We start from the raw sequence: 20,235 nt of genomic DNA, 5'->3' as shown, positions 1-20,235 counted from the left end.
GCAACGGCGAGCGCCGGATCGGGAGGCTGGTCAGCCTCCATGATCCGGCTCCACGGGAATCTTGCGCACCCGCACGCGCAGGATCCGATTGGCTTTTGTGGTGAGCACCTCGAGCGCCGCGCCGTCGACGGCCACGGAATCGCCCGGGTTGGGTACCGCTCCCATCGAGTTGTAGACCAGGCCGCCGATCGTGTCGACGTCATCGGCGGCCAGCTCCAGCCCCAGAGCCTCGTTGACCTCGGTGATGAGAACGCTCGCGTCGGTCTCGATGACTCCGGCGCCCATGGGCTCAATCTGGACCTCGGGCGAGTCGAACTCATCCTCGATCTCGCCGACGATCTCTTCCAGGAGATCCTCGATCGTCACCAGGCCCTCGGTTTCGCCGTGTTCGTTGACCACGATGGCCATATGGGTGTTGCGGGCGCGCAGCTCGCGCAACAGCAGGTCGACGCGCTGCATCTCCGGTACGAATAGCGGCGGACGAACCAGGGATGAGAGGTCCGATGGCGGCTGCCCGTCCAGCAGCGCGGCGCTCGCCTCGCGGACGTGAAGAATGCCGATTACGGAATCGAGGTCGTCGTCGTACACGGGAAGCCGCGACAGGCCGTGTTCGTGCGCCAACGCGAGCGCTGTCCGCAGGGGCTCCGTCCGCGGCATGGCCACGATGTCGGGCCGCGGCGTCATGACCTGGCGCGCGACGCGATCGCCGAGCTCGATGACGTTGGCGATCATCGCCGAGTCGTAGGCGTCGATCGTGCCTTCACGCGTGCCGGCTTCCACCGCATTCAAGACGGCGGCGTCCTCCGGATCGGGCGCCTTCCACGCTTCCTGCTCGGCTGGGCTCAGCAGCTTTTCGAAGAGTCGGGTAACCGGGAGGGATGCCGCATAGATCACCCACGGGACGATGGTGAGCCGTTCCGCCAACGTCCGGGGATACCGCTGGGCCAGGATGCGCGGCAGGATCCGAGCCAATCCCGCATGAAGCACGGCGAGCGCGCCGATGGCAATGACCACGCTCCCGGCGCGGTTTGGAATCACGGACGCCAAGGCGTCGGCCATGAGCGTGGCCGTGAGCGTGGCCGATACGAGAATCACCACCGTATCGCTGAGGCGCTGACCGACCCAGAATCGAAATCGATTCGTCAGAAGCTCATGACGGCGCCGCGCCGCGCCCGGAGCATCCGGCGGCGGCGGCTCGAGATCGGTGCGGGCCGTCTCATTGAGCGCGCTCTCGCTGGCGCTGGCGAGCGCGGAGAATCCGGTCAGAACGAAAATACCGACGAGACCGAGCCAACTAACAGGATCCAAAAAGGATCCGCTCCTCGTTCAGTCGCCGCACTGACGGGTGCGTACGCCCTCGGGTGCCGCGCGGTCCGCGATCGCGCGCCCACTCTCGATACCCCACGGTTGGGCTCTCACTTGAACAGTGCCGTGACGGATTCGTCATTGTGAATCCGGCGGACAGCCTCTCCGAACAATTCGTGCGTGTGGACCAATTGTATTTTGCCGTTCATGAGTCCGTCTTCAATCGGAATCGTGTCGGTGATGAAGAGCCGCTCGATCGGGGCGTCTTGAATCCGCTCGAGCGCGTCGTCGGCAAACACCGGGTGCACCGCACACGCGTACACGCTGCGGGCGCCACGTTCACGAAGGGCCTCGCTGGCCTCAACCAGCGTGTGGCCGGTGGAAACCTGGTCATCGACGACGATCGTGTCGCGTCCTTCGACATCGCCAACGATTTGCAGATGCTCGATCTTATCCGCCGCGGTGCGGTTCTTGAAGACGACGGCCAGGGGCGCGCCGGCAACGCGCTGACTGAAATCGTGCGCCCGGGTCACGCCGCCGGCGTCGGGCGACACGATGACCGGCTGCGTCAGCCCCATGCGGTCGATGGCGTCGGCCAGCAGCGGCGCGGCCAGCAGATGATCGACGGGGATGTCAAAGAACCCCTGAACCGCGGGCGCATGGAGATCGAGCGTGACGATGCGCGAGACGCCGGCCGCCTCGAGGATGTTGGCGACAAGCTTGGCCGTGATCGGTTCGCGCCCGGTGGACTTCTTTTCCTGGCGCGCGTAGCCAAAATACGGGATCAGCGCGGTGACGCGGCCGGCGGAGGCGCGCCGCAGCGCGTCGATCATGATCAGCAGCTGCATCAGGTTTCGGTCGACCGGGGCGCAGGTGGACTGCACGACGAAGACATCGGTGCCGCGAACGTTTTCCAGGATCTGGATGTCCGCCTCGCCGTCGGGGAAATGCTCGACCCTGGCCTCGCCCAGGGGACGCCCGAGCGTAGTCGCAATGCGCTCAGCCAAGCCCCGATTGCTGCTTCCCGAAAATATCTTCAGCTCGCCGTCCACGGAGGCCTCCCCTACTCCGCTAGCGACGGATTCGCGCCGGAATGCCCACCGCCAGCATGCCCGGCGGCACATCCCGTGTGATGACGGCGCTGGCGCTGGTTCGCGCGCTCTCGCCAACCGTCACTGGGGCGATCAGCATGGTGTCGCTGCCGATGAAGGCGTCAGCGCCGATCACGGTGCGGTGCTTGGCCGTTCCGTCGAAGTTGCACGTCACCGTCCCGGCGCCGATGTTTGCACCATCGCCAATCTCCACGTCTCCAAGATAGCCGAAATGGTGCACGTGCACGCCATTTCCCAGCGTTGCGGCCTTGAGCTCGGTCTGTGACCCAAGGTGGCTGTCGGGCCCAATGGCGCAGCCGTCGCGCACGTGAGCGAACGGACCCACGACGACGCCGTCGCCGAGGCTCGACGCCGACACGCGCGACGACTCGACGACGCAACCGTCGCCCACGATCGCGTCGATGAGTCGGCTGTTCGGGCCAATGGTCGATCCGGCGCCGATCGAAGTGGCGCCCTCGAGCGATGTGCCCGGCAGGAGCACGGTACCCGCCTCAGCCGTCACGCCGCGGTGCAGATAGGTGGTGCCCGGGTCGCGAAGCTGCACGCCCTGCGCCATCAGGACCTGGCGCAGACGGTGCTGCATGGCCTGCTCGGCCTCCGCCAGACGGGAGAGGTCGTCGCAGCCGATGGTTTCCGAGGCATCGGCGATCAGATGAGATGCCACTTGGCGCCCATCGGCGATCGCAAGCTCGACCACGGCCGTCAGATAGCGCTCACCGGTCGCCGGGCTGGCGGGTACCCGCGGCAGCGCGGCGCCAATCCACTCGGCGTCGAACGCCATCAGTCCGGAATTGCACGAGGTCAGCGCGTAGGTCGCCGGGTCCGCATCGGCGGCTTCGACAATGGCTTGCACCGATCCGTCGCCGGCCATCACGACCCTGCCGTAGCTTCCCGGCGCCGGCGCTTGGGTCCAGCCCACAACGATTGCCGCGTCCTGCTCATCGCGCAGGGACGCCATCTCGCGCACGGTCTCGGCCGTAAGCAGGGGCGAGTCGCCGAACATGACGACGGCTGTGCCGGGACTCTGCGGGACGCTTGCTGCCTGCGCGGCCGCCGCGGTTCCATAGTCGTCAGGCGGCTGCTCGACGATGTGCACGTTCTCGCCCACGGCATCGCTGAGGTCGACCTCGGGCGAGGCGACCACCACGATCGGATCGCAGCCGGCCTCGCGCGCGGTTGCCACCACGTGCTTGACAAGCGGCCAGCCGGCGACTTGATGCAGCACCTTTGGGCCGGAGGCGGCCATGCGCACGCCGCGGCCCGCGGCCAGGATTACTGCGGTACAGGTCATGAGCGGCTCACGGCTGGGGAGGGAGGATTCGAACCTCCGAATCGCGGATTCAAAGTCCGCTGCCTTACCCCTTGGCTACTCCCCATCCCGGTTCAGCGTAGAGATCGGACAACAACGGGTCAACGGATGCCATCGCGCATCCGCTACGCGTCGGCGGCCGGGCGAAATCGGGTGAGATGCGTCCAGTGGCCCAAGGAACGCCCACGCTCGACCGCGTGCTCGGCGGTTGAAATTTCGGTGAACAGGCCGAAGCAAGTAGCGCCGCTGCCGGCCATCAGCGCCGGATGAGCGCCCGCCACGCGGAGTTCATCAAGGATGTCGCCGACGACCGGCGCCAACCTGATGGCGGGCGGCGTGAGTTCGTTGCACATGCAGTCTTCGGGCAGCTCGCCGGAAGCCAGCGCGCGGCATAGGTCCAGCGTTCGCTCGCCGTCGCTCCACTCGGATGGCCGCAGCTCGGCGTAGACGTCGACGGTGGCCAGTGGAGCGTTCGGGCGCACGAGCACGACGTGCCGCAATGGGGCGGGCGTCAGGTCTCTCAGGTGTTCGCCCCGCCCGGTCGCCAGCGCCGTGCCGCCGCGCACCAGGAACGGCACATCGGAGCCCAGTTCGGCGGCGATCTGCGAGAGACGCTCGCGATCGACGCCGACTTCCCAGAGTTGGTTCAGCGCCGCGAGCACCGCGGCTGCGTCCGAGCTTCCGCCCCCCAGGCCGGCGGCCGCGGGGATCCGTTTTTCGACGCTGACGTGCGCGCCGGACGCGACGCCAAGCGTCCGGCGCAGCAGATGCGCGGCCCGCAGCGCCAGGTCGTCCTCCGCGGCCAGGTCCGGGAGCGACGGTCGACCGCTTACGGTTGGGGCCGTCTCCACGCTGACCTCGTCGGCCAGCTCCAGTGTCTGCATCACCGTCACCAGCTCGTGAAATCCGTCCGGACGGCGGCCGGTGACCTGCAAGCCGAGGTTGATCTTGGCCGGGGCCGCACGGGTGAGGCGGCGCATCGCCTATTTCGCCGGAATTGGGTCGCGCGCGAGGCCAATTGACGCCAGGATCTTCTCCTCGGCGCGACGCATGCGCTGGTAGTCCCGCGCGTCGTCGTGCTTGAAGCCGGCGAGATGAAGCAGGGCGTGCGTGACGAGATAGGCGAACTCACGCTCGAGCCCATGGCCGTGCGCCTGTCCCTGGCTGACCACGCGCGCGTACGAAAGCGCCACGTCACCAACGGACTCGGGGGCGGATCCGGGGCCGGAGGCGCCGGGCGGGAAGGCGAGCACGTCCGTCGGTTGGTCCACGTGGCGGAACTGCCGGTTCAGCCGCTGCATATCCGCATCGCTGCAGATCCTCAGCGCAACGGCACCCTGCAATCCGGTCGCGTCGGCGACTGACCTGGTGACTCGCGTCGCTAATTCGCGCAATGGTTCGGGCACGTCTTGGTCGTCGACCAGGTCGAGCGTCAGCGTCGCCCGCGTCACTAGTCGGTGAGCAGGGCGCGCACCGTCGCGCTCACGGCCTTGCCGTCTACCGTGCCTTGCGCGCGTAGGCGGCCCATGAGCGGTCCCATCACACGGCCCATGTCGCCCGGGCCGGAAGCGCCGGTCTCGTCGATAACGGCGCGCGCTGCCGCTTCGATGGCTTCGGCGTCGATTACGGGAGGCAGATAGGCGGCAATGACCGCCAGCTCCGTCTGCTCGTCAGCGGCCTTGTCGGCCCGTCCGCCGGATTCGTAGAGCTTGATGGCTTCTTCGCGCCGGCGGGCCTCGCGCGCGAGCACGGCGCGCACCAGGTCGTCGTCGGCGTCCTGCTGCTTGTCCTTGGCCTCGTAGGCAATGGCCGACCGAAGTGTCCGCAAGAGGCGTACGCGTGGCTGGTCGCCGCCGCGCAGCGCGGACGTGAGGTCGCCGGAGATTTGATCGAGCAAGCTCATGCGATGGTTTGAGGTGCGCCGCAGCCGGCGCGGACTTGCGCTAGAGCGCCTGGCTCTCCGCCTGCATCGCCTTGAGGGCCGCGCGCCGGGCTTTGCGGCGCTTGGCCGCCGCCTTCTTCTTGCGCAGCACGCTGGGCTTGTCGAACGCGCTCCGCCGTCGAGACTCCGTGATAATGCCTTCCTGCTGCACCTTCTTGTTGAAGCGGCGCAGCGCGGCGTCGAAGCTCTCGTTGGCGCCTACGGTAATGTGAACCAAGAACTCCTCCTCGGCGTTTCCGCCAATAAAAGACCCGCCGCTTGGGCGGGCTTCAGTCGGTCGCGAACAACGCCTGGGGGTATCGGAAAAGGTGCCTCCTGGCGACTCACAGCCAGTTCTGCCAGCCACTTCGCAGCAGCCATGGCTATCTTAGGAGCCGGATGATTCATCGGTCAATGCAGATTTCGATGCCGCCTGGGTTCGAAACGTGATCGACGTCAACTGGCTCGCGCTGGCCATCGGAGCGCCCCTGGTGCTCCTGATGACGTTTGGGATTCGCACCCTCGCTCGTCGGCGCGGGTGGATGCACCAGCCGGGACCGGGCCGGATTCACGCCACGCCCGTGCCGCGGCTCGGCGGAGTGGCCATGTACGCCGCCTTCGTCGTCGTGGCGCTGGTGGTGGCCCAGCCCTACGACCTGGCGCTGGCCGGTCTGCTCGGGGGCGCGACGGTGATCGTCGGCGTGATGCTCATCGACGACATCCGCGGGCTGAGACCGCGCGACAAGTTCCTCGCCCAGCTTGTAGCCGCGGCCATCCCGCTGGCCTGCGGCATTCGCATCGATGCCGTGAGCAACCCGCTCGGCGGCGTGCTCGACCTGCCGCTGGTGATCGTGGTGCCGTTCACCTTGTTCTGGATCGTCGGCATGATGAACGCCATCAACTTCACGGATGGACAGGACGGGCTGGCGGGCGGCGTGTCGACCATTGCCGCCCTGGTGCTGGTGGTGCTCTCGAGCCGCCTGGGCCTTCCCGACGTGGCGACGCTGGCGCTGGCGCTCGCGGCCGTGTCGCTGGGGTTCCTGCCGCTCAACTTCTATCGCGCGAGCATCATCATGGGGGACAGCGGGTCGCACTTTCTCGGCTTTAGCCTGGCGGTAATCGCCATTCTCGGGCCGGCGAAGATCGCCACGGCCATGCTCGTACTTGGCGTCCCGATCCTGGAGGTCGCCTGGTCCATCGTCCGCCGGCTGGCCGCGGGCGGAAGCATGAGCACCCGTGACGCGCGCCACCTGCACCATCGGCTGTGGGAGGCGGGGCTGGCGCAGCCCGTGGTCGCGCTCTTCTACTACGTGGTGGCGACGGGGCTTGGGGTCATTGCGCTGCTCGTGGAACGCGTGAACAAGGTCTACGCATTCGTCGGCCTGATGGGCCTGTTGTTGTTGTTGCTGTTCGTGCTGGCGCGCCTGCCCCGGCGGCGGCTCATCGGCCGCCCGGTCGAGCCGCCGCGCATGGCCGAGCGCTAACCCTGTGATAGGTTTGACGGTGTCCACGGGAGACGCTGCATGAAGCCCGATATTCACCCTGACTACGTCGAGTGCGCCGTCACGTGCGCCTGCGGCAACAGCTTTACGACGCGCGCGACGGTTCCCGCCATCAACGTTGACGTGTGCGCCGAGTGCCACCCGTTCTTCACGGGACAGCAGCGACTGGTCGACACCGCCGGCCAGGTGGAGCGGTTCGAGCGACGCCGCAGGCGAGCGCGCGTCAAGGCCTAGCGACGGATGCGCGGCGGGTGCGCCGTGTTTCCCCCGAAATGATCGACGGCAGACTTGATGGCGGCTGACGCGCAGAGCAACGAGCTTCGCATCAACTACGGCGGCCAGGCCGTGCTCGAAGGCGTGATGATGCGCGGCCGCAAGGCGCTCGCGACTGCCGTGCGGCATCCCGCCGGACATATCGTGCTGCGGGCGGAAACGCTCGATCCCGACAGGCTGTCGCAGCGGCTGCGCCGCGCCTATTTCCTGCGCGGGGTCGTGGCGGTGTGGGAGATGCTCGTCATCGGCATGCGGTCGCTCAGCTTTTCGGCGCGCGTGCAGATGGCGGAGGAAGACGGCACCGAAACCGAGGGCGAAGATTCCTCGGCCTACGTCACCGGCAGCCTGGTGTTTGGGCTGGCGCTGGGTGTGGCGCTGTTCTTCGTGCTTCCGCTCGTCATTACCTCGTTCGCCGACGCGAGCGTGGAGTCGGATCTCGTCAGCAACATCATCGAAGGCGGCGTCAGGCTGGCGGTGTTCATCGCCTATCTCGGCGGCATCGGCCTCATGCCCGACATCCGGCGCGTCTGGATGTATCACGGCGCGGAGCACAAGACCATCAACGCCCTCGAGGCCGGCGAGCAGCTCACGACCGCCAACGTGCAGCGGCAGAGCCTGGCCCATCCCCGCTGCGGCACGGCATTTCTGGTGATGCTGGTGGTGATTTCGATCATCGTGTTTGCGTTTCTCGGACGGCCGCCGTTCGTGCTGCGGGTGCTGTCGCGCATCGCGTTGCTGCCGCTGATCGCGGGCGTCGGCTTCGAGCTGATCATGCTTACGGCGCGATATCAATCGAATCTGTTGGCGCGGATCGTCTCGGCGCCCGGAATGTGGGTGCAGCGTCTGACGACACGCGAGCCCGACGACGACCAGGTCGAGGTGGCCATTGCCGCCATGGACCGCGTGCTGGAGGACGAGGGACAGCTAGCGACGCTCCGGCCCGAATCCCAGCCGCTGGTGGTGCCGCATGCTTGACCGGCTGCACGCCCTGCACGCGCGCTCCGAGGAGATCACGGCCAAGCTGGCCGATCCCGCGGTGACCAGCGATCCGGCGCGGCTTGCGACGCTGTCACGGGAGCTGTCGCGAGCGGCGCCGCTGGTTCGGCTGCGCGAGCGGTGGCTGGAGGCGGTCAGCCGGATCGAGGAAGCGCGCGAGCTCGTCGACTCGCCGGATCCCGAGCTCGCCGAATTGGCCGCGGACGAGCTCTCGGCAGGCGAGGAGGAGCTGAGCGCGATCGAGGACGACGTGCGCGAGCGGCTTGTGGGCCGCGACCCTGATGATGAGCGCAACGCCATCGTCGAGCTGCGCGCCGGCACCGGCGGCGACGAAGCCGGTTTGTTCGCCAAAGAGCTGATGCGGATGTACATGCGCCTGGCCGAGCGACGCCGCTTGCGCACCGAGGTGATGTCGACGAACGAGACGGGCATCGGCGGTCTCAAGGAAGGCGTGCTGCGGATCCTGGGCGAGGGCGCCTATGGCCTCTTTCGACACGAGAGCGGCGTGCACCGCGTGCAGCGGGTCCCTGTCACGGAAGCGAGCGGCCGCATCCACACGTCGGCCGCGAGCGTTGCGGTGCTGCCGGAGGCCGACGCCATTGAATTGAATATTCCGGACGCCGATATCCGCGTGGACGTGTTTCGGTCGAGCGGCCACGGCGGGCAGAGCGTGAACACCACCGACTCCGCCGTGCGCGTCACTCACCTGCCCACCGGCACGGCGGTGAGCATGCAGGACGAAAAGTCGCAGCTCCAGAATCGGGCCAAGGCCATGGCCATTCTGCGCGCTCGACTGCTGCAAGCGGAGCGCGATCGCCAGGCCGCCGAGCGCGGTGAGCTGCGCCGCGGACAGATCGGCTCGGGCGACCGCAGCGAGAAAATCCGCACTTACAACTTTCCCCAGGACCGCGTGACGGATCACCGGATCGGACTCACGCTGCGCAATCTGGACGGGATCCTGGACGGGGACCTGGATCGGCTGGTCGATGCCTTGCAGTCGCGCGCGGCCGAGGAGCGTGTTCAGGCTGCGGTGCACTGAGGCCACCCCGCGGAGCGTCGACGAGTGGCGGCGCCAGGCCGTGACCGAATTGCGCGCGGCGGGAGTCGACACGCCGCTGCTGGATGCCAATGTCCTCCTGGGCGAGGTGCTCGACCTAGATCCGGGTCGGATCCCGCTCTGCGGCGACCAGCTGCTGACGGCGGCCCAATCGCGGCGCGCCGCGGCGATGGTTCAGCGGCGCGCGGCGCGCGAACCGGTGGCGTACATCGTCGGACGCCGGTCATTCGCCAATGGCTCGGTCCAAACGACCGCCGACGTCCTGGTCCCACGGCCCGAAACCGAGACGTTGGTGTCCGCGACGCTCGCGGTCACTCTCGAGTTGCAGCCGCGAGCCGTGATCGACGTGGGCACCGGATCGGGCGCCGTGGCCGTGGCGCTGGCCCGGGAGCTGCCCGAGATTCCGGTGATTGCGAGCGACGTGTCACGGGCGGCGCTCGGCGTCGCCCGCGACAACCTCGCGGATTGGGGCGTGGCCTCGAGGATTCGTTTGCTGCGCGCCGACGGATTGCGCGCGATGTGTCCGAGGCAGACGGTGGTGACGGCAAACCTTCCCTACATTCCATCCGCCGTCATTCCGACGCTGGAGCCCGAAGTGTCGCAGTGGGAGCCGCGCCAGGCGCTTGACGGCGGCCCCGACGGACTTGCTGCCGTCCGCAGCCTCATGCGTCAATGCGCCCAAACCCAACCCCTTGCCGTGATTCTCGAAGTGGCCCATGACCAGCGCGTACGAGTCTCCGCATTGGCCGCGGCCGCAGGCTTCACCTGTCATGCGGTGCACCGGGACCTCGCGGGTTTTCCGCGAGTGCTCGACCTCCGCCCGATCGGCGCGGGATGAGCCGCAACGCCGCCCCACCGCCACGGGGTCTGCTTTTCCTGGTGACGGCGCCGACCGCGGCGGGCAAGGACAGCGTGCTGCGCACGCTGCGAGGCCGAGGCGTCGACCTGTCGTGGGTGACGACCGCCGTCACGCGCGCGCCGCGCGAGGGCGAGGTCGATGGCCGCGATCATTTCTTTCTTGAGCCTGCCGAATTCGAGTCGCGCTTGCGCTCGGGGTGGTTCCTGGAGTCGGCGCGCGTCTACGGGCGGCTCTACGGCACGCCGCTGCATCAGGTCCAGGTACCGCTGACGGCCGGCCAGGACGTGGTGCTGCGGCTTGACGTGCAGGGCGCGCGCGAGTTGCAGCGTCTCGTGCCGGAGGCCATCGTGATTTTCATCGAACCGCCGTCGGTCGAGGAGGCGATGCGTCGACTTCAGACGCGCGGCACCGAATCGCCCGACGAGTCCGAACGGCGCCTCCAGGCCATGCTCGGTTTTGAAATGGACTTTGCCTCCCGGGCGGACTATCGGGTGCCCAACGCCACGGGCGAGCTCGAGGCCGCGGCGGACCAGTTGTGGGCCATCGTCGAAGCCGAGCGGCTGCGCGAGCCCCCGCGGCGAGTGGACCCCGCGGCGCTGCGTCCCTGGAGCGATCCTCCCGTCGAGCCGTGACCGCCGCCCGAAGCTTCGCGGAAGTCATCGTCGCCGCGGGCGACGTGCGCGGCGCGCAGACGTTTCACTACGAGATTCCGGCGAAACTCGAAGGGCGGGTGCGGCCCGGACAACTGGTGCTTGTGCCCTTCGGCACCCGCCAATCGCATGCCGTCGTCATGCGGGTAGGCGACGTCTCTCCGGTCGAGGCGACTCGCCCCATCTTCGACATCATCTGGGATGCAGAGGTGCTAGACGCCGTGCATCGTGAGCTCGTGGAGTGGACGGCGCGTCGCTACGCCGCGCCGATCCTGACCGCATTCAATCTCGCGGCGCCGCCGGGACTTGCGCGGCACTTGCGCTCGACCTACGTGCCGGCGGACGAAGGCGGCGAGCCGCAGTTCGCGTTGGCCCCGGCGGAGTCTCGGACCCTGGAGTTGATCCGCCAGCGCGGCGAAGCGTCCGAGGCCGAGATCCGGCGACTTGTCGGAAAGACAGCTGCCCGCGCGGGCGTTCGCCGGCTCGTGGCGATGGGGCTCGTCAACCGGCGCATTTCGCTGCACCTGCCGCAGCCGGCGGGCGAGCGCATGGTGTCCGCGGCGGCGGTCGACGACCCGAGCTCGGTCGACGTGCGGTTGGCTCGCGCGCCCAAGCAACGCGATCTGTGGCGGGTGCTCGAGGCCGCCGGCGCGCCCGTGCCCGTGCCGCGGGCGCTGCGCGCCGCGGGAGTCGGCCAGCCGATACTGCGCGCGCTGGTCATGCGCGGGCTGGCCCGCGTCGAGCGACGTGCGAACACGCCATATCTCGTTGATGGCACGGGGTCTGGAGCGACGCCCGGCGGAATACTCGACGAGGCAGCCTGGCGGGAGATGCACCCCATACTCGAAGGCGGCGACGCGGGCGCGGGCATCGTTCAGGGTGACGAGGCCGATCGCTGGTCCATCTACGCGCGGTTGATTGAGCGTGCGGTGGGCGGCGGGCGGCAAGCTCTTGTGATCGCCCCCGACATCCGCACGTCGGCCCGCCTGGCCGACTGGCTGGCGCCGCGCGTTTCGGGGAAGGTCGCGGAGGTCGGACGCGCGCGGACGCCGGCCGAGCGCATCGCGCTGTGGATGGCCGTGCGCCACGGACAGGTGGACGTCCTCGTCGGAACGCGCGCGGTCGTCTACGCCCCGGTGCCGGCTCCGGGCGTGGTCATCGTGGACCGCGAGGAGGACGCGGGTCACAAGCACCGCAACACGCCGCGCTACCACGCGCGCGTCGTGGCGAGGCGTCTGGCCGAATTGAGCGGCTGTCCACTCGTGCTTGGAACCGAGACTCCGAGCGTGCAGTCGTTCTATGACGTCGAGGTCGAGCGATCGCGTTTGGTCGGCGCGCAGTCGAGTGAGGTGACGTCTCAGCCAAGCGGCGGCGTTGACGTCGTGGACATGCGTCGGGCGGTTCAGGTGGGAAGGCACGGCGTCATCTCGCGCCGTCTGTTCGAGGCCCTGCGGCAAGTGCTGCACGACAACGGAGGCGCGGTGCTCTACGTCAATCGCCGGGGCACGGCGACGCTCACCGTCTGCCGCGACTGTGGGCATGTGTTTGGCTGCCCGCGATGCAGCACCGGTCTCGTCCAGCACCGGGAGGCGGCGAGCTTGCAGTGCCACGTATGTAACTGGCGCGAAGACCCTCCGCGCTTTTGCCCCGTGTGCCACGGCGGCCGCTTGCGGCTGTGGGGATACGGCACCGAGGCCGTCGCGGAAGCGGTGAGCCACCTGTTTCCGAGAGCCCGCGTCGAGCGGGTGGATAGCGACCGCTCGGCGCGCGAGGTCGAGGCGGCGGCGAGCGCCTTCGAGCGACGCGCGGGCGTGGATGTGCTCGTTGGCACGCAGCGGCTGGCGGGGTTTGGTGAGGCCCTGCGCGCATCGTTGCTGGGCATCGTGCAGGCCGACGTGGGGCTCAAGTTTCCCGACTTTCTGGCGCCGGAACGCGTGTTCATCAACCTCATGCGGCTGCGGCGGCTCGTCACGGGAGGCCAGGACGGGAGCCGCATGGTGGTGCAGACGTTGATGCCGCGCCATCACGTCACCCAGGCCCTGCAAACCGGCGATACCCGGCATTTCTTCCGCGCGGAGCTGGAGGAGCGCCAGGCCGAGGGGCTGCCGCCGTTTCGCCCGGTCGCCCGTGCCACGTACGCGCATGCCGACGATGACCGAGCGGCGGCGGAAGCGCGGCGGGCACGGCGGGAGTTGGAGACCCTTGCCGGCGCCGCCGAACCGCTGGATCTAGAGATTCTCGGCCCCGCGCCGGCTGCGTTGCACCGACGGCGAGGGCAATATGTATGGCAACTACTGCTCTTTGGCGCGGACGCCCGAAAGGTCTTGCCGGAATTGCACCGCGGCTGGACGATTGACATCGACCCCATTGAGTTGACATAACACAGACTAATGCCTGCGCTTCCCGTGCTCCCGGTCGACCACCCGATGCTGCGGCGCAAGTCCAGCCGCATTCGCAGCGTGACTCCGGGCATTCGCCGCATGATCGACGACATGTTCGCCACCATGGACCACCACCAGGCCGTGGGCGTGGCGGCCAACCAAGTCGGACGGCCATGGCGATTGGTCGTGGTGGGCGTTGACGACGACCGCTTGGCGCTGGTGAATCCCGAAATCGTCTGGTCCAGTGGATCCGAGGTCGCCGACGAGGGTTGTTTGAGCCTGCCCAACTGGTACGGACCCGTGGAACGCGCGGTGAACATCCGGGTGCGGGCGCTGGATGCGAACGGTCGACCGCTGCGGCGCGAGGCCTCGGGACTCCTGGCACGCGCCATCCAGCACGAGATCGACCACCTGGACGGCGTGGTATTCACGGACCGGCTGACGGATCCGGACGCCCTGCGGTTCGTGGATCCTGCCTCCGAAGAGGCGCGGCGCCTGCGGGCGTCCTGAACATGCCGCGGCGACGCGCGGGACGAAGTGGCTGACAGCGTGCGCGCAGTCTTCCTGGGAACACCGGAGTTTGCGCTTCCGGCGCTGCGTCGGCTGCAGGCGCGCGGCGTCGTGCAGCTGGTCGTCTCGCAGCCGGATCGGCCGGCGGGCCGCCGGGGCGTCGAGCGGACGCCCGCAGTCATCGCCCTGGCGCGGGAGTTGGGTCTTTCGACCATGCAGCCCGCCAACCCGAACGACGCGCCGAGCCTGGAGCGCATTCGAGCGGCGCGGCCGGATGTCTTGGTGGTCGTGGCCTACGGTCGCCTGCTGCGTGAGTCGCTGCTCGAATCGGCCCCGGCGGGCGTGGTGAACCTGCATCCGTCGTTGCTCCCGGAGTATCGAGGCGCAGCCCCGATCCAGGCGGCGATCCACGATGGGCGAACGCGCACCGGGGTGACGCTGATGCGCATGGACGCCGGGCTGGACACGGGTCCGGTGATCGCCGCGCGCGAGGAGTCCATTCGTCCGGATGACACGTCGCCTGCCCTACACGACCGGCTCGCTGTGGTGGGCGCCGAGTTGCTGGACGAGATGCTCGACCCGTGGGTCGCCGGGCGCCTGACGGCGCAGCCGCAAGACCCGGAGACCGCGACCCTTACCCGACCGCTGGAGCGAGCCGACGCCGAGTTGGACCTGCGGCGCCCGGCGCAAGACCTCTACGACCAGTGGCGCGCGTTTCAGCCATGGCCGGGAGCCTTCGTGATGGTTGACGGGCAGCGCGTGGCGGTGGCGGAGATTGACGGGCCCTCGAATCAAGAGAGTCCAGTCGGCCAAGCGTCGCTCGACGGTGAATCACTCATTGTCGGTTGCGGCTCCGGCACGCTGCGGCTTGCCCGGTTGCAACCGGAAGGCCGAAAGGCAATGTCGGCGCGCGCCTTTGCCAACGGCTATGGGGCGCTGTTGCGGGCAACCTGGGGCGACCCGGCGCCTGCGCCTCGGCCGCCGCTGACGCGTCCCGCGAGCTAGATTCGGAGAGGGATACCGCGCGCCGCCGAGGGGTGCCATGGCAGTGATACTGGCCGGAGCCGTGCCGCTGGTGGCGATGCTGGCGGTGATGTGGACGCAGTATCGCGTGCGCAACATCTTCGCGCGGCATGCGGACATCGTTTCCGATTTCGGCCAGCCCGCTCACCAGGCAGCGCGCTATCTGCTGGCGTCGGTTGGGCTGCGCGACGTCCGGGTGACTGCCGTCCCGGGAACGCTGACGGATCACTACGACGCCGCGCGGCGCGAGTTGCGCCTTTCTGAAGGCGTTTATGCGGACGACTCGATTGCCGCCGTCGCGATTGCCGCGCACGAGGTCGGCCACGCCATGCAGGACGCGCTGGGGCATCCGTTGCTGCGTCTGCGGATGCTCATAGCCAGGGCAGCGTCAGGCTTTGCCGCCATCGCGCCGCTGATCATGGTGGCCGGACTCGTCGGCGGCATTGCCACACGGCACCCCACCGCCTTCGCCATCGCGGCATCGGGCGTCGTGGGCCTGCTGCTGGCCTTGCTGCTTGCCGCCGTGGCGCTTCCGGTTGAACTGGACGCCAGCCGTCGCGCGCAGCGATCGCTCGAAGCCGCGGGCATCACCACCGCGGCCGAGGGCCCGCGAGTCCGTGAGCTGCTGCATGCCGCTGCCTTGACCTATCTCGCGTCGCTGGTGGGCACGTTCGCGCGCATCCTCGTGGGAGGGCTGCGCGGTTTCGGGAGGATTCGGTGACTGCGAATGCCGCCCGTTAGGGGAGATTTGGCACCAGCCGCCAGACCCCCCGGTGCTAACCTTGAGCGACTGGTTGTGAGGCTGCGAACGACCGTTCGCGCGGGGCATGCCTTCGGTGTTTTTCCCCTTCTTCGACATTTGGTACATCGTGCTCATGGCGCCAGCGTTCATCCTTGCGATGTGGGCCCAATCGCGCGTGCGGGGCACCTATCAGAAGTACTCCCAGGTCGTCTCGTCAACCGGCATGCCGGCGGCCATGGCCGCGCGTCGGATTCTGGACGCGGTCGGGCTCTACAACGTGGAGGTTCGGCGGGTGCCGGGCGAATTGACCGACCACTACGACCCTCGGCACAAGGTGCTGCGGCTTTCGGAGGGGGTCTACGACAGCAACTCGCTGGCGGCCGTGGCCATCGCAGCGCACGAGGCCGGGCACGCCGTCCAAGACCAGACCCGCTACCCGTGGCTGGTGATGCGCAGCGCCATGGTGCCGGTGACGACGTTCGGGTCGAAGTTTGGCTACGTGCTGCTGATCGTGGGTTTCTTGATGGCGGGCTTCCTGCAGAGCGAGATCGGCATACCGGTTGCCGTGATCGGACTGTTGCTCTTCAGCACCGCGTTCGTCTTCTCGCTGATCACGCTGCCGGTGGAGTTCAATGCCAGCGCACGAGCGCTCAAGCTCATGGAGTCGGTGCGCGTGGTCAGCAGCCCCGAGCGCATGCACGCCAAAAAGGTGCTCGACGCGGCGGCCTTGACCTACGTGGCGGCCATGTTCATCGCGCTCATGCAGGTGTTGTATTTCGCGCTCCGCTTGCTGGCCCTGACCGGGGGACGGCGCTAGACGGGCCGGGTCACGGGCGGTCGTGGGCGCGGAATGACACGCGGCGCTCCACCTGAGATCGTGACGACAAACGCTTTGGCTGACCAAGAATGCGCGCGAGGGCCTCGGCTTGCGGCCAGCGCCATTTCCGATACGGAGCTTGCCCGGCTCCTGCCCGATGAGCCCCGCTACCGACGCGACCAGGTCCGTCGCGGAATCTACGACGGAGCGGCGCGCGGCTTCGACCTAATCACGCCGCTGCCGCGACGGCTCCGCGAACGCCTTGATGAGGCGCTTGCTTTCAGCAGCATCAGCCCAGACCGCGTCCGCGTTGCCGGCGACGGGACCCGAGCCTTCCTCTTTCGGACGGCTGACGGAACGATCTTCGAAACCGTGCAACTGCCGTCCGAGCGCGGCTCCACCACGACGGTTTGCGTCAGCTCCCAGGCCGGATGCGCGATGGGCTGCACCTTCTGCGCCACTGGCACGCTGGGGCTGACTCGCAACCTGAGCGCCGGCGAGATCGTCGACCAGTTCTTGCACGTGCGGCGCGAGAGCCGGGCGGGCGCGGCGCCGAATCGCATCGTCTTCATGGGCATGGGCGAACCGCTGGCCAACACTGCCAACGTGCATGACGCGATCGAGGCGCTGGTCGATCCGGATCGCGGCGGGCTGGGGGCGCGGCACGTCACGGTTTCGACGGTCGGTCTGCCGGCCGGAATCGCGGAGCTGACACGCTGGCCGTGGCAAGTTGGCTTGGCGATTTCGCTGCACGCCGCGAGCGACGACATTCGCGCCACCCTCGTGCCGCTTGCCAAGCATGTGGACCTGGCGACGTTGATGGCGTCCAGCGTTTCCTACCAGCGGACGACGCGACGGCGGGTATCGTACGAGTACACCATGCTCCGCGACGTCAACGATCAGGTCACCCAGGCGCGCGATCTGGCGCGGCTCGTCGACGGCCAGACGTGTCACGTGAACCTGATTCCCTTCAACCCCTATCCGGGCGCGGCATACGAGGCGCCCGCGGCCGGCACGACGCGCCGGTTCCGCGACGAGCTGCGGCGCCACGGCGTGGCGGCGACGATTCGGCGGACGCGGGGACGCGAAATCGCTGGGGCCTGCGGGCAGCTTCGGGCCGACGGCGCGACATGGCGACGACGGTCCCAAGCAGGGGGCACCACGCGCAATGCCTCCTGAGGCGTCGGCGCGCATCGCCCCGTCCATCCTAGCGGCGGATTTCGGCCACTTGGGTCAAGAAATCCAGGCCGTTGACGCCGGCGGCGCGGACTGGATTCACATTGACGTGATGGACGGCGCGTTCGTGCCGAGCATTTCGTTCGGCACGCCCGCGGTCGTCGCCGCGCGCGCCGCAACGAAACTCCCGCTGGACGTGCATCTGATGATCGAGCCGGTCGAGCCGCACATCGAGGACTTCGCTGCCGCGGGCGCCGACGCCATCACGATCCACGTCGAAGCCGCGGCGAATCCTGCTGCTACCTTGCGTCAGATTCGCGAGCTTGGGGTGCGTGCCGGGCTCACGCTCAGGCCCGGGACGCCCGAGTCATTGCTGTGGCCCCATCTGGACAGCCTCGACATCGCGTTGGTGATGAGCGTGGAGCCTGGAGCCGGCGGTCAAGCGTTCATCCCCGAAATGCTCGACCGCATCGCCTCGCTGTCCGAACGCATCGAATCCCGGTGCCTACAGGTTGACCTCGTGGTTGACGGCGGCATCAACGCCGAGACGGCCCCGAACGTCGTGCAGGCGGGCGGGAATGTGCTGGTCGCCGGAACTTCGGTGTTTGGCCATCCGGACGGCCCGGCCGCCGGGGTGCGGGCGCTCAGGCGCGCGCTGGCTTAGTCCGCCTTGTCGAGCGTCCGAATGCAGCCGGTGCAGATGTTCATGCGCTGGTAGCGACCACCAACAAACACCCGCTTGCGCTGCACGTTGACGCGCCAGCGGCGCGGCTTCTTGGTGGCTTTCCGTTCCCAACGCCCGGAAGCCTTGTGACGAATGTGATGGCCAAACTGCGTCCGCGTGTCGCAGACCTGACAAGTCGCCACCGAGCCCACCATTTCCTTGCGTTGACGGAGAATTCAAGGCGTTCCTAAGATCGCCCGCAACAGGCTAGCACGGGAAACGAGCAAACCAGTGGCGCCATCTGACGAGAATGGGGCGGACGCCGCGCCATCTGACGTCGTTTCCGGGACCGCCTTTCAGCGGGCCATGGCGGCGAGCCTGGAATGGCTCGAGGCGAATTCGACCCGCATCGACAGGCTCAACGTCTTTCCCGTGCCCGATGGAGACACCGGCACCAACATGGTGCTGACGATGCGGGCGGCGGTGGAACAGGCCGCTCGGTTGGAGTCGCCCACGGTCGCCGAGGTTGGCCGCGGCCTGGCTCGCGGGGCGCTGCTGGGCGCTCGCGGAAACTCCGGGGTGATTCTCTCGCAAATCCTGCGTGGAATGAGCGAAGGATTGGCGAAGTTCTCGCAGTGCAGCCCGGCCGAACTCGCCCAGGGAATCAAGCACGCGTCACGCGCCGCCGACGAGGCGGTGACGAATCCCGTCGAGGGCACCATCCTCACCGTGGCGCGGGACGCGGCGAAGGCGGCCGTGTCGAACACCGTGGACACGCTGGAGGAGCTGGGGACGACCGTCGTCGACGCGGCGCGCACCTCGGTTCGACGGACGCCCGAGCAGCTGGCCGTGCTCAAGGAAGCCGGCGTCGTCGATGCGGGCGGCCAGGGCCTGCTGGTGATCTACGAGGGACTGCTGCGCAACCTGCGCGGTCTCCCGCCTCCGGAAATAGTTGCCGAGGATCGCGGCGTGGAGGTGTTTTCGGAGTTCGCCGTCGCCCATGGCGCCGACGAGCACGGCTATTGCACGGAGTTCGTGATCCTGGGCGAAGACATGGATCCAGACGTGGTTCGCGAAACGATGGGCGAATACGGGGGCTCGTTGCTCGTGGTGGGCGACCCCACCCTCATCCGCGTGCACATGCATACCGAGACGCCCGGCGAGGCGCTGACCGCGGCGATGTCCTACGGCCCGCTGGACGCCGTCAAGGCCGAGAACATGGATATGCAGCAGGCGGAGAACTTTGCCACGGCCGCCACGGAAGCGACGGCGGCGACCGTAGCGCGCGTTCCGGTGGTGGCCACGGCCACCGGCGAAGGCCTGACGCAAGTGTTCGAGAGCCTCGGCGCCAGCGTGGTCGAGGGCGGGGCCAGCATGAACCCGAGCGCGGGCGACATCCTGCAGGCCGTCGATGGCCTCGACGGCGACTGGGCGGTGGTCCTGCCTAATAACAAGAACATCGTGATGGCCGCGCGCCAGGCGGCCGAGCAGTCCGACAAGGATGTTCGGGTGGTCGGCACGCGAACGGTGCCCGAGGGAGTGGCCGCGATGGTGGCGTTCAACGCGACGGCCGAGGCGGATGTGAACGAACGCATGATGGAGGCGGCGGCGGGCGACATCACCACGCTTGAAATCACCCAGGCCGTGCGCGACGCCACGATCGGCGGCTTGACCATCAAGCAGGGCGACTACCTCGGCCTCCAGGACGACGACTTGGTCACGACCGGCCAGGCCCCGAATGACCTGGTCAAGCAAATGCTCGAGGGGCTGGCCGACGAGGAGCCCGAACTTGCCACCATCTACTACGGCAGCCAGGTTTCGGCGGACACCGTTGAGCAGCTGAGCGATGAACTCCAGGCGGGCTTTCCGGACCTGGAGATCGAAGTGATCGCGGGCGGCCAGGAGCTTTACGACTACGTCATTTCGGTCGAGTAGCGC

At 68.1% G+C, this 20,235-nt stretch carries 22 protein-coding genes and 1 tRNA gene; 14 read left to right on the top strand and 9 right to left on the bottom strand.

The window, feature by feature from the left end; genetic code table 11:
• Nucleotides 1-30: 30 nt before the first annotated feature.
• From OXG79_08350 to rpsU, 8 genes are all read right to left on the bottom strand, one after another.
• Nucleotides 31-1,308, bottom strand: a complete 1,278-nt coding sequence (locus OXG79_08350; protein MCY3783780.1) for a hemolysin family protein — start codon at nt 1,306-1,308, stop codon at nt 31-33.
• A 107-nt stretch (nt 1,309-1,415) separates the two neighbouring features.
• Nucleotides 1,416-2,357, bottom strand: a complete 942-nt coding sequence (locus OXG79_08345; GenBank protein ID MCY3783779.1) for a ribose-phosphate pyrophosphokinase — start codon at nt 2,355-2,357, stop codon at nt 1,416-1,418.
• Nucleotides 2,358-2,376: 19 nt separating this feature from the next.
• Nucleotides 2,377-3,708 (bottom strand): bifunctional UDP-N-acetylglucosamine diphosphorylase/glucosamine-1-phosphate N-acetyltransferase GlmU, encoded by a 1,332-nt coding sequence (gene glmU, locus OXG79_08340; GenBank protein ID MCY3783778.1) that lies wholly within the window; start codon nt 3,706-3,708, stop codon nt 2,377-2,379.
• Between the two features lie 13 nt (nt 3,709-3,721).
• Nucleotides 3,722-3,793: transfer RNA gene (locus tag OXG79_08335), tRNA-Gln, on the bottom strand.
• A gap of 58 nt (nt 3,794-3,851) precedes the next feature.
• Nucleotides 3,852-4,706: a 4-(cytidine 5'-diphospho)-2-C-methyl-D-erythritol kinase gene (locus tag OXG79_08330; GenBank protein MCY3783777.1), complete on the bottom strand. Its 855-nt coding sequence runs from the start codon at nt 4,704-4,706 to the stop codon at nt 3,852-3,854.
• A gap of 3 nt (nt 4,707-4,709) precedes the next feature.
• Complete coding sequence (gene ybeY, locus OXG79_08325; protein MCY3783776.1) at nt 4,710-5,177, bottom strand: rRNA maturation RNase YbeY; 468 nt, start codon at nt 5,175-5,177, stop codon at nt 4,710-4,712.
• Nucleotides 5,177-5,629 (bottom strand): GatB/YqeY domain-containing protein, encoded by a 453-nt coding sequence (locus OXG79_08320; GenBank protein ID MCY3783775.1) that lies wholly within the window; start codon nt 5,627-5,629, stop codon nt 5,177-5,179. The genes ybeY and OXG79_08320 overlap by 1 nt, the downstream gene beginning before the upstream one ends.
• A gap of 40 nt (nt 5,630-5,669) precedes the next feature.
• Nucleotides 5,670-5,885 carry a 30S ribosomal protein S21 gene (gene rpsU, locus OXG79_08315; protein ID MCY3783774.1) on the bottom strand — a complete coding sequence of 72 codons (216 nt, stop codon included), beginning with the start codon at nt 5,883-5,885 and terminating at the stop codon, nt 5,670-5,672.
• Nucleotides 5,886-6,093: 208 nt separating this feature from the next.
• Between rpsU and OXG79_08310 the strand changes: the two genes are divergently transcribed.
• The 13 genes from OXG79_08310 (at nt 6,094) to rpe (ending at nt 18,297) form a co-directional block, all read left to right on the top strand.
• Nucleotides 6,094-7,131 carry an MraY family glycosyltransferase gene (locus OXG79_08310; protein ID MCY3783773.1) on the top strand — a complete coding sequence of 346 codons (1,038 nt, stop codon included), beginning with the start codon at nt 6,094-6,096 and terminating at the stop codon, nt 7,129-7,131.
• Between the two features lie 39 nt (nt 7,132-7,170).
• Nucleotides 7,171-7,383: a 50S ribosomal protein L31 gene (rpmE, locus tag OXG79_08305; GenBank protein ID MCY3783772.1), complete on the top strand. Its 213-nt coding sequence runs from the start codon at nt 7,171-7,173 to the stop codon at nt 7,381-7,383.
• A 57-nt stretch (nt 7,384-7,440) separates the two neighbouring features.
• Complete coding sequence (locus OXG79_08300) at nt 7,441-8,397, top strand: DUF1385 domain-containing protein (protein ID MCY3783771.1); 957 nt, start codon at nt 7,441-7,443, stop codon at nt 8,395-8,397.
• Complete coding sequence (gene prfA, locus OXG79_08295; protein MCY3783770.1) at nt 8,390-9,457, top strand: peptide chain release factor 1; 1,068 nt, start codon at nt 8,390-8,392, stop codon at nt 9,455-9,457. Before OXG79_08300 ends, prfA begins: the two co-directional genes overlap by 8 nt.
• On the top strand, nt 9,405-10,313 hold the full coding sequence (gene prmC / locus OXG79_08290) for a peptide chain release factor N(5)-glutamine methyltransferase (protein MCY3783769.1): 909 nt from the start codon (nt 9,405-9,407) through the stop codon (nt 10,311-10,313). The genes prfA and prmC overlap by 53 nt, the downstream gene beginning before the upstream one ends.
• Nucleotides 10,310-10,966 (top strand): guanylate kinase, encoded by a 657-nt coding sequence (locus tag OXG79_08285; protein ID MCY3783768.1) that lies wholly within the window; start codon nt 10,310-10,312, stop codon nt 10,964-10,966. Before prmC ends, OXG79_08285 begins: the two co-directional genes overlap by 4 nt.
• On the top strand, nt 10,963-13,365 hold the full coding sequence (gene priA / locus OXG79_08280; protein MCY3783767.1) for a primosomal protein N': 2,403 nt from the start codon (nt 10,963-10,965) through the stop codon (nt 13,363-13,365). Before OXG79_08285 ends, priA begins: the two co-directional genes overlap by 4 nt.
• A 9-nt stretch (nt 13,366-13,374) precedes the next feature.
• Nucleotides 13,375-13,875, top strand: coding sequence for a peptide deformylase (def, locus tag OXG79_08275; protein ID MCY3783766.1), 501 nt, complete (start codon nt 13,375-13,377; stop codon nt 13,873-13,875).
• Between the two features lie 39 nt (nt 13,876-13,914).
• Complete coding sequence (gene fmt, locus OXG79_08270; protein ID MCY3783765.1) at nt 13,915-14,880, top strand: methionyl-tRNA formyltransferase; 966 nt, start codon at nt 13,915-13,917, stop codon at nt 14,878-14,880.
• Nucleotides 14,881-14,917: 37 nt separating this feature from the next.
• Entirely contained in the window at nt 14,918-15,619 is a 702-nt protein-coding gene (locus OXG79_08265; GenBank protein ID MCY3783764.1) for a zinc metallopeptidase, read from the top strand.
• A 106-nt stretch (nt 15,620-15,725) separates the two neighbouring features.
• Complete coding sequence (locus tag OXG79_08260) at nt 15,726-16,457, top strand: zinc metallopeptidase (GenBank protein MCY3783763.1); 732 nt, start codon at nt 15,726-15,728, stop codon at nt 16,455-16,457.
• 75 nt (nt 16,458-16,532) lie between these two features.
• Complete coding sequence (rlmN, locus tag OXG79_08255; GenBank protein MCY3783762.1) at nt 16,533-17,636, top strand: 23S rRNA (adenine(2503)-C(2))-methyltransferase RlmN; 1,104 nt, start codon at nt 16,533-16,535, stop codon at nt 17,634-17,636.
• Nucleotides 17,626-18,297: a ribulose-phosphate 3-epimerase gene (rpe, locus tag OXG79_08250; protein ID MCY3783761.1), complete on the top strand. Its 672-nt coding sequence runs from the start codon at nt 17,626-17,628 to the stop codon at nt 18,295-18,297. Before rlmN ends, rpe begins: the two co-directional genes overlap by 11 nt.
• On the opposite strand, the gene OXG79_08245 is transcribed toward rpe, so the two are convergent.
• Complete coding sequence (locus OXG79_08245; protein ID MCY3783760.1) at nt 18,294-18,500, bottom strand: bL28 family ribosomal protein; 207 nt, start codon at nt 18,498-18,500, stop codon at nt 18,294-18,296. The genes rpe and OXG79_08245 overlap by 4 nt on opposite strands.
• Nucleotides 18,501-18,588: 88 nt before the next feature.
• Here OXG79_08245 and OXG79_08240 point away from each other — a divergent pair, with 88 nt between their 5' ends.
• Nucleotides 18,589-20,232, top strand: coding sequence for a DAK2 domain-containing protein (locus OXG79_08240; GenBank protein MCY3783759.1), 1,644 nt, complete (start codon nt 18,589-18,591; stop codon nt 20,230-20,232).
• The last annotated feature ends 3 nt before the right edge of the window (nt 20,233-20,235 follow it).

The organism is Chloroflexota bacterium (assembly GCA_026706485.1).
Lineage (GTDB): Bacteria > Chloroflexota > UBA11872 > UBA11872 > UBA11872 > JAJECS01.
This window is presented reverse-complemented; position numbering and strand designations above follow the sequence as displayed.

Coding starts and splice junctions, on each gene's coding strand:
- glmU (MCY3783778.1), bottom strand. CDS start 3,708: ATGACCTGTACCGCAGTAATCCTGGCCGCGGGCCGCGGCGTGCGCATG.
- OXG79_08330 (MCY3783777.1), bottom strand. CDS start 4,706: ATGCGCCGCCTCACCCGTGCGGCCCCGGCCAAGATCAACCTCGGCTTG.
- OXG79_08320 (MCY3783775.1), bottom strand. CDS start 5,629: ATGAGCTTGCTCGATCAAATCTCCGGCGACCTCACGTCCGCGCTGCGC.
- rpmE (MCY3783772.1), top strand. CDS start 7,171: ATGAAGCCCGATATTCACCCTGACTACGTCGAGTGCGCCGTCACGTGC.
- OXG79_08300 (MCY3783771.1), top strand. CDS start 7,441: ATGGCGGCTGACGCGCAGAGCAACGAGCTTCGCATCAACTACGGCGGC.
- prfA (MCY3783770.1), top strand. CDS start 8,390: ATGCTTGACCGGCTGCACGCCCTGCACGCGCGCTCCGAGGAGATCACG.
- prmC (MCY3783769.1), top strand. CDS start 9,405: ATGCCTTGCAGTCGCGCGCGGCCGAGGAGCGTGTTCAGGCTGCGGTGC.
- OXG79_08285 (MCY3783768.1), top strand. CDS start 10,310: ATGAGCCGCAACGCCGCCCCACCGCCACGGGGTCTGCTTTTCCTGGTG.
- def (MCY3783766.1), top strand. CDS start 13,375: ATGCCTGCGCTTCCCGTGCTCCCGGTCGACCACCCGATGCTGCGGCGC.
- OXG79_08265 (MCY3783764.1), top strand. CDS start 14,918: ATGGCAGTGATACTGGCCGGAGCCGTGCCGCTGGTGGCGATGCTGGCG.
- OXG79_08260 (MCY3783763.1), top strand. CDS start 15,726: ATGCCTTCGGTGTTTTTCCCCTTCTTCGACATTTGGTACATCGTGCTC.
- rpe (MCY3783761.1), top strand. CDS start 17,626: ATGCCTCCTGAGGCGTCGGCGCGCATCGCCCCGTCCATCCTAGCGGCG.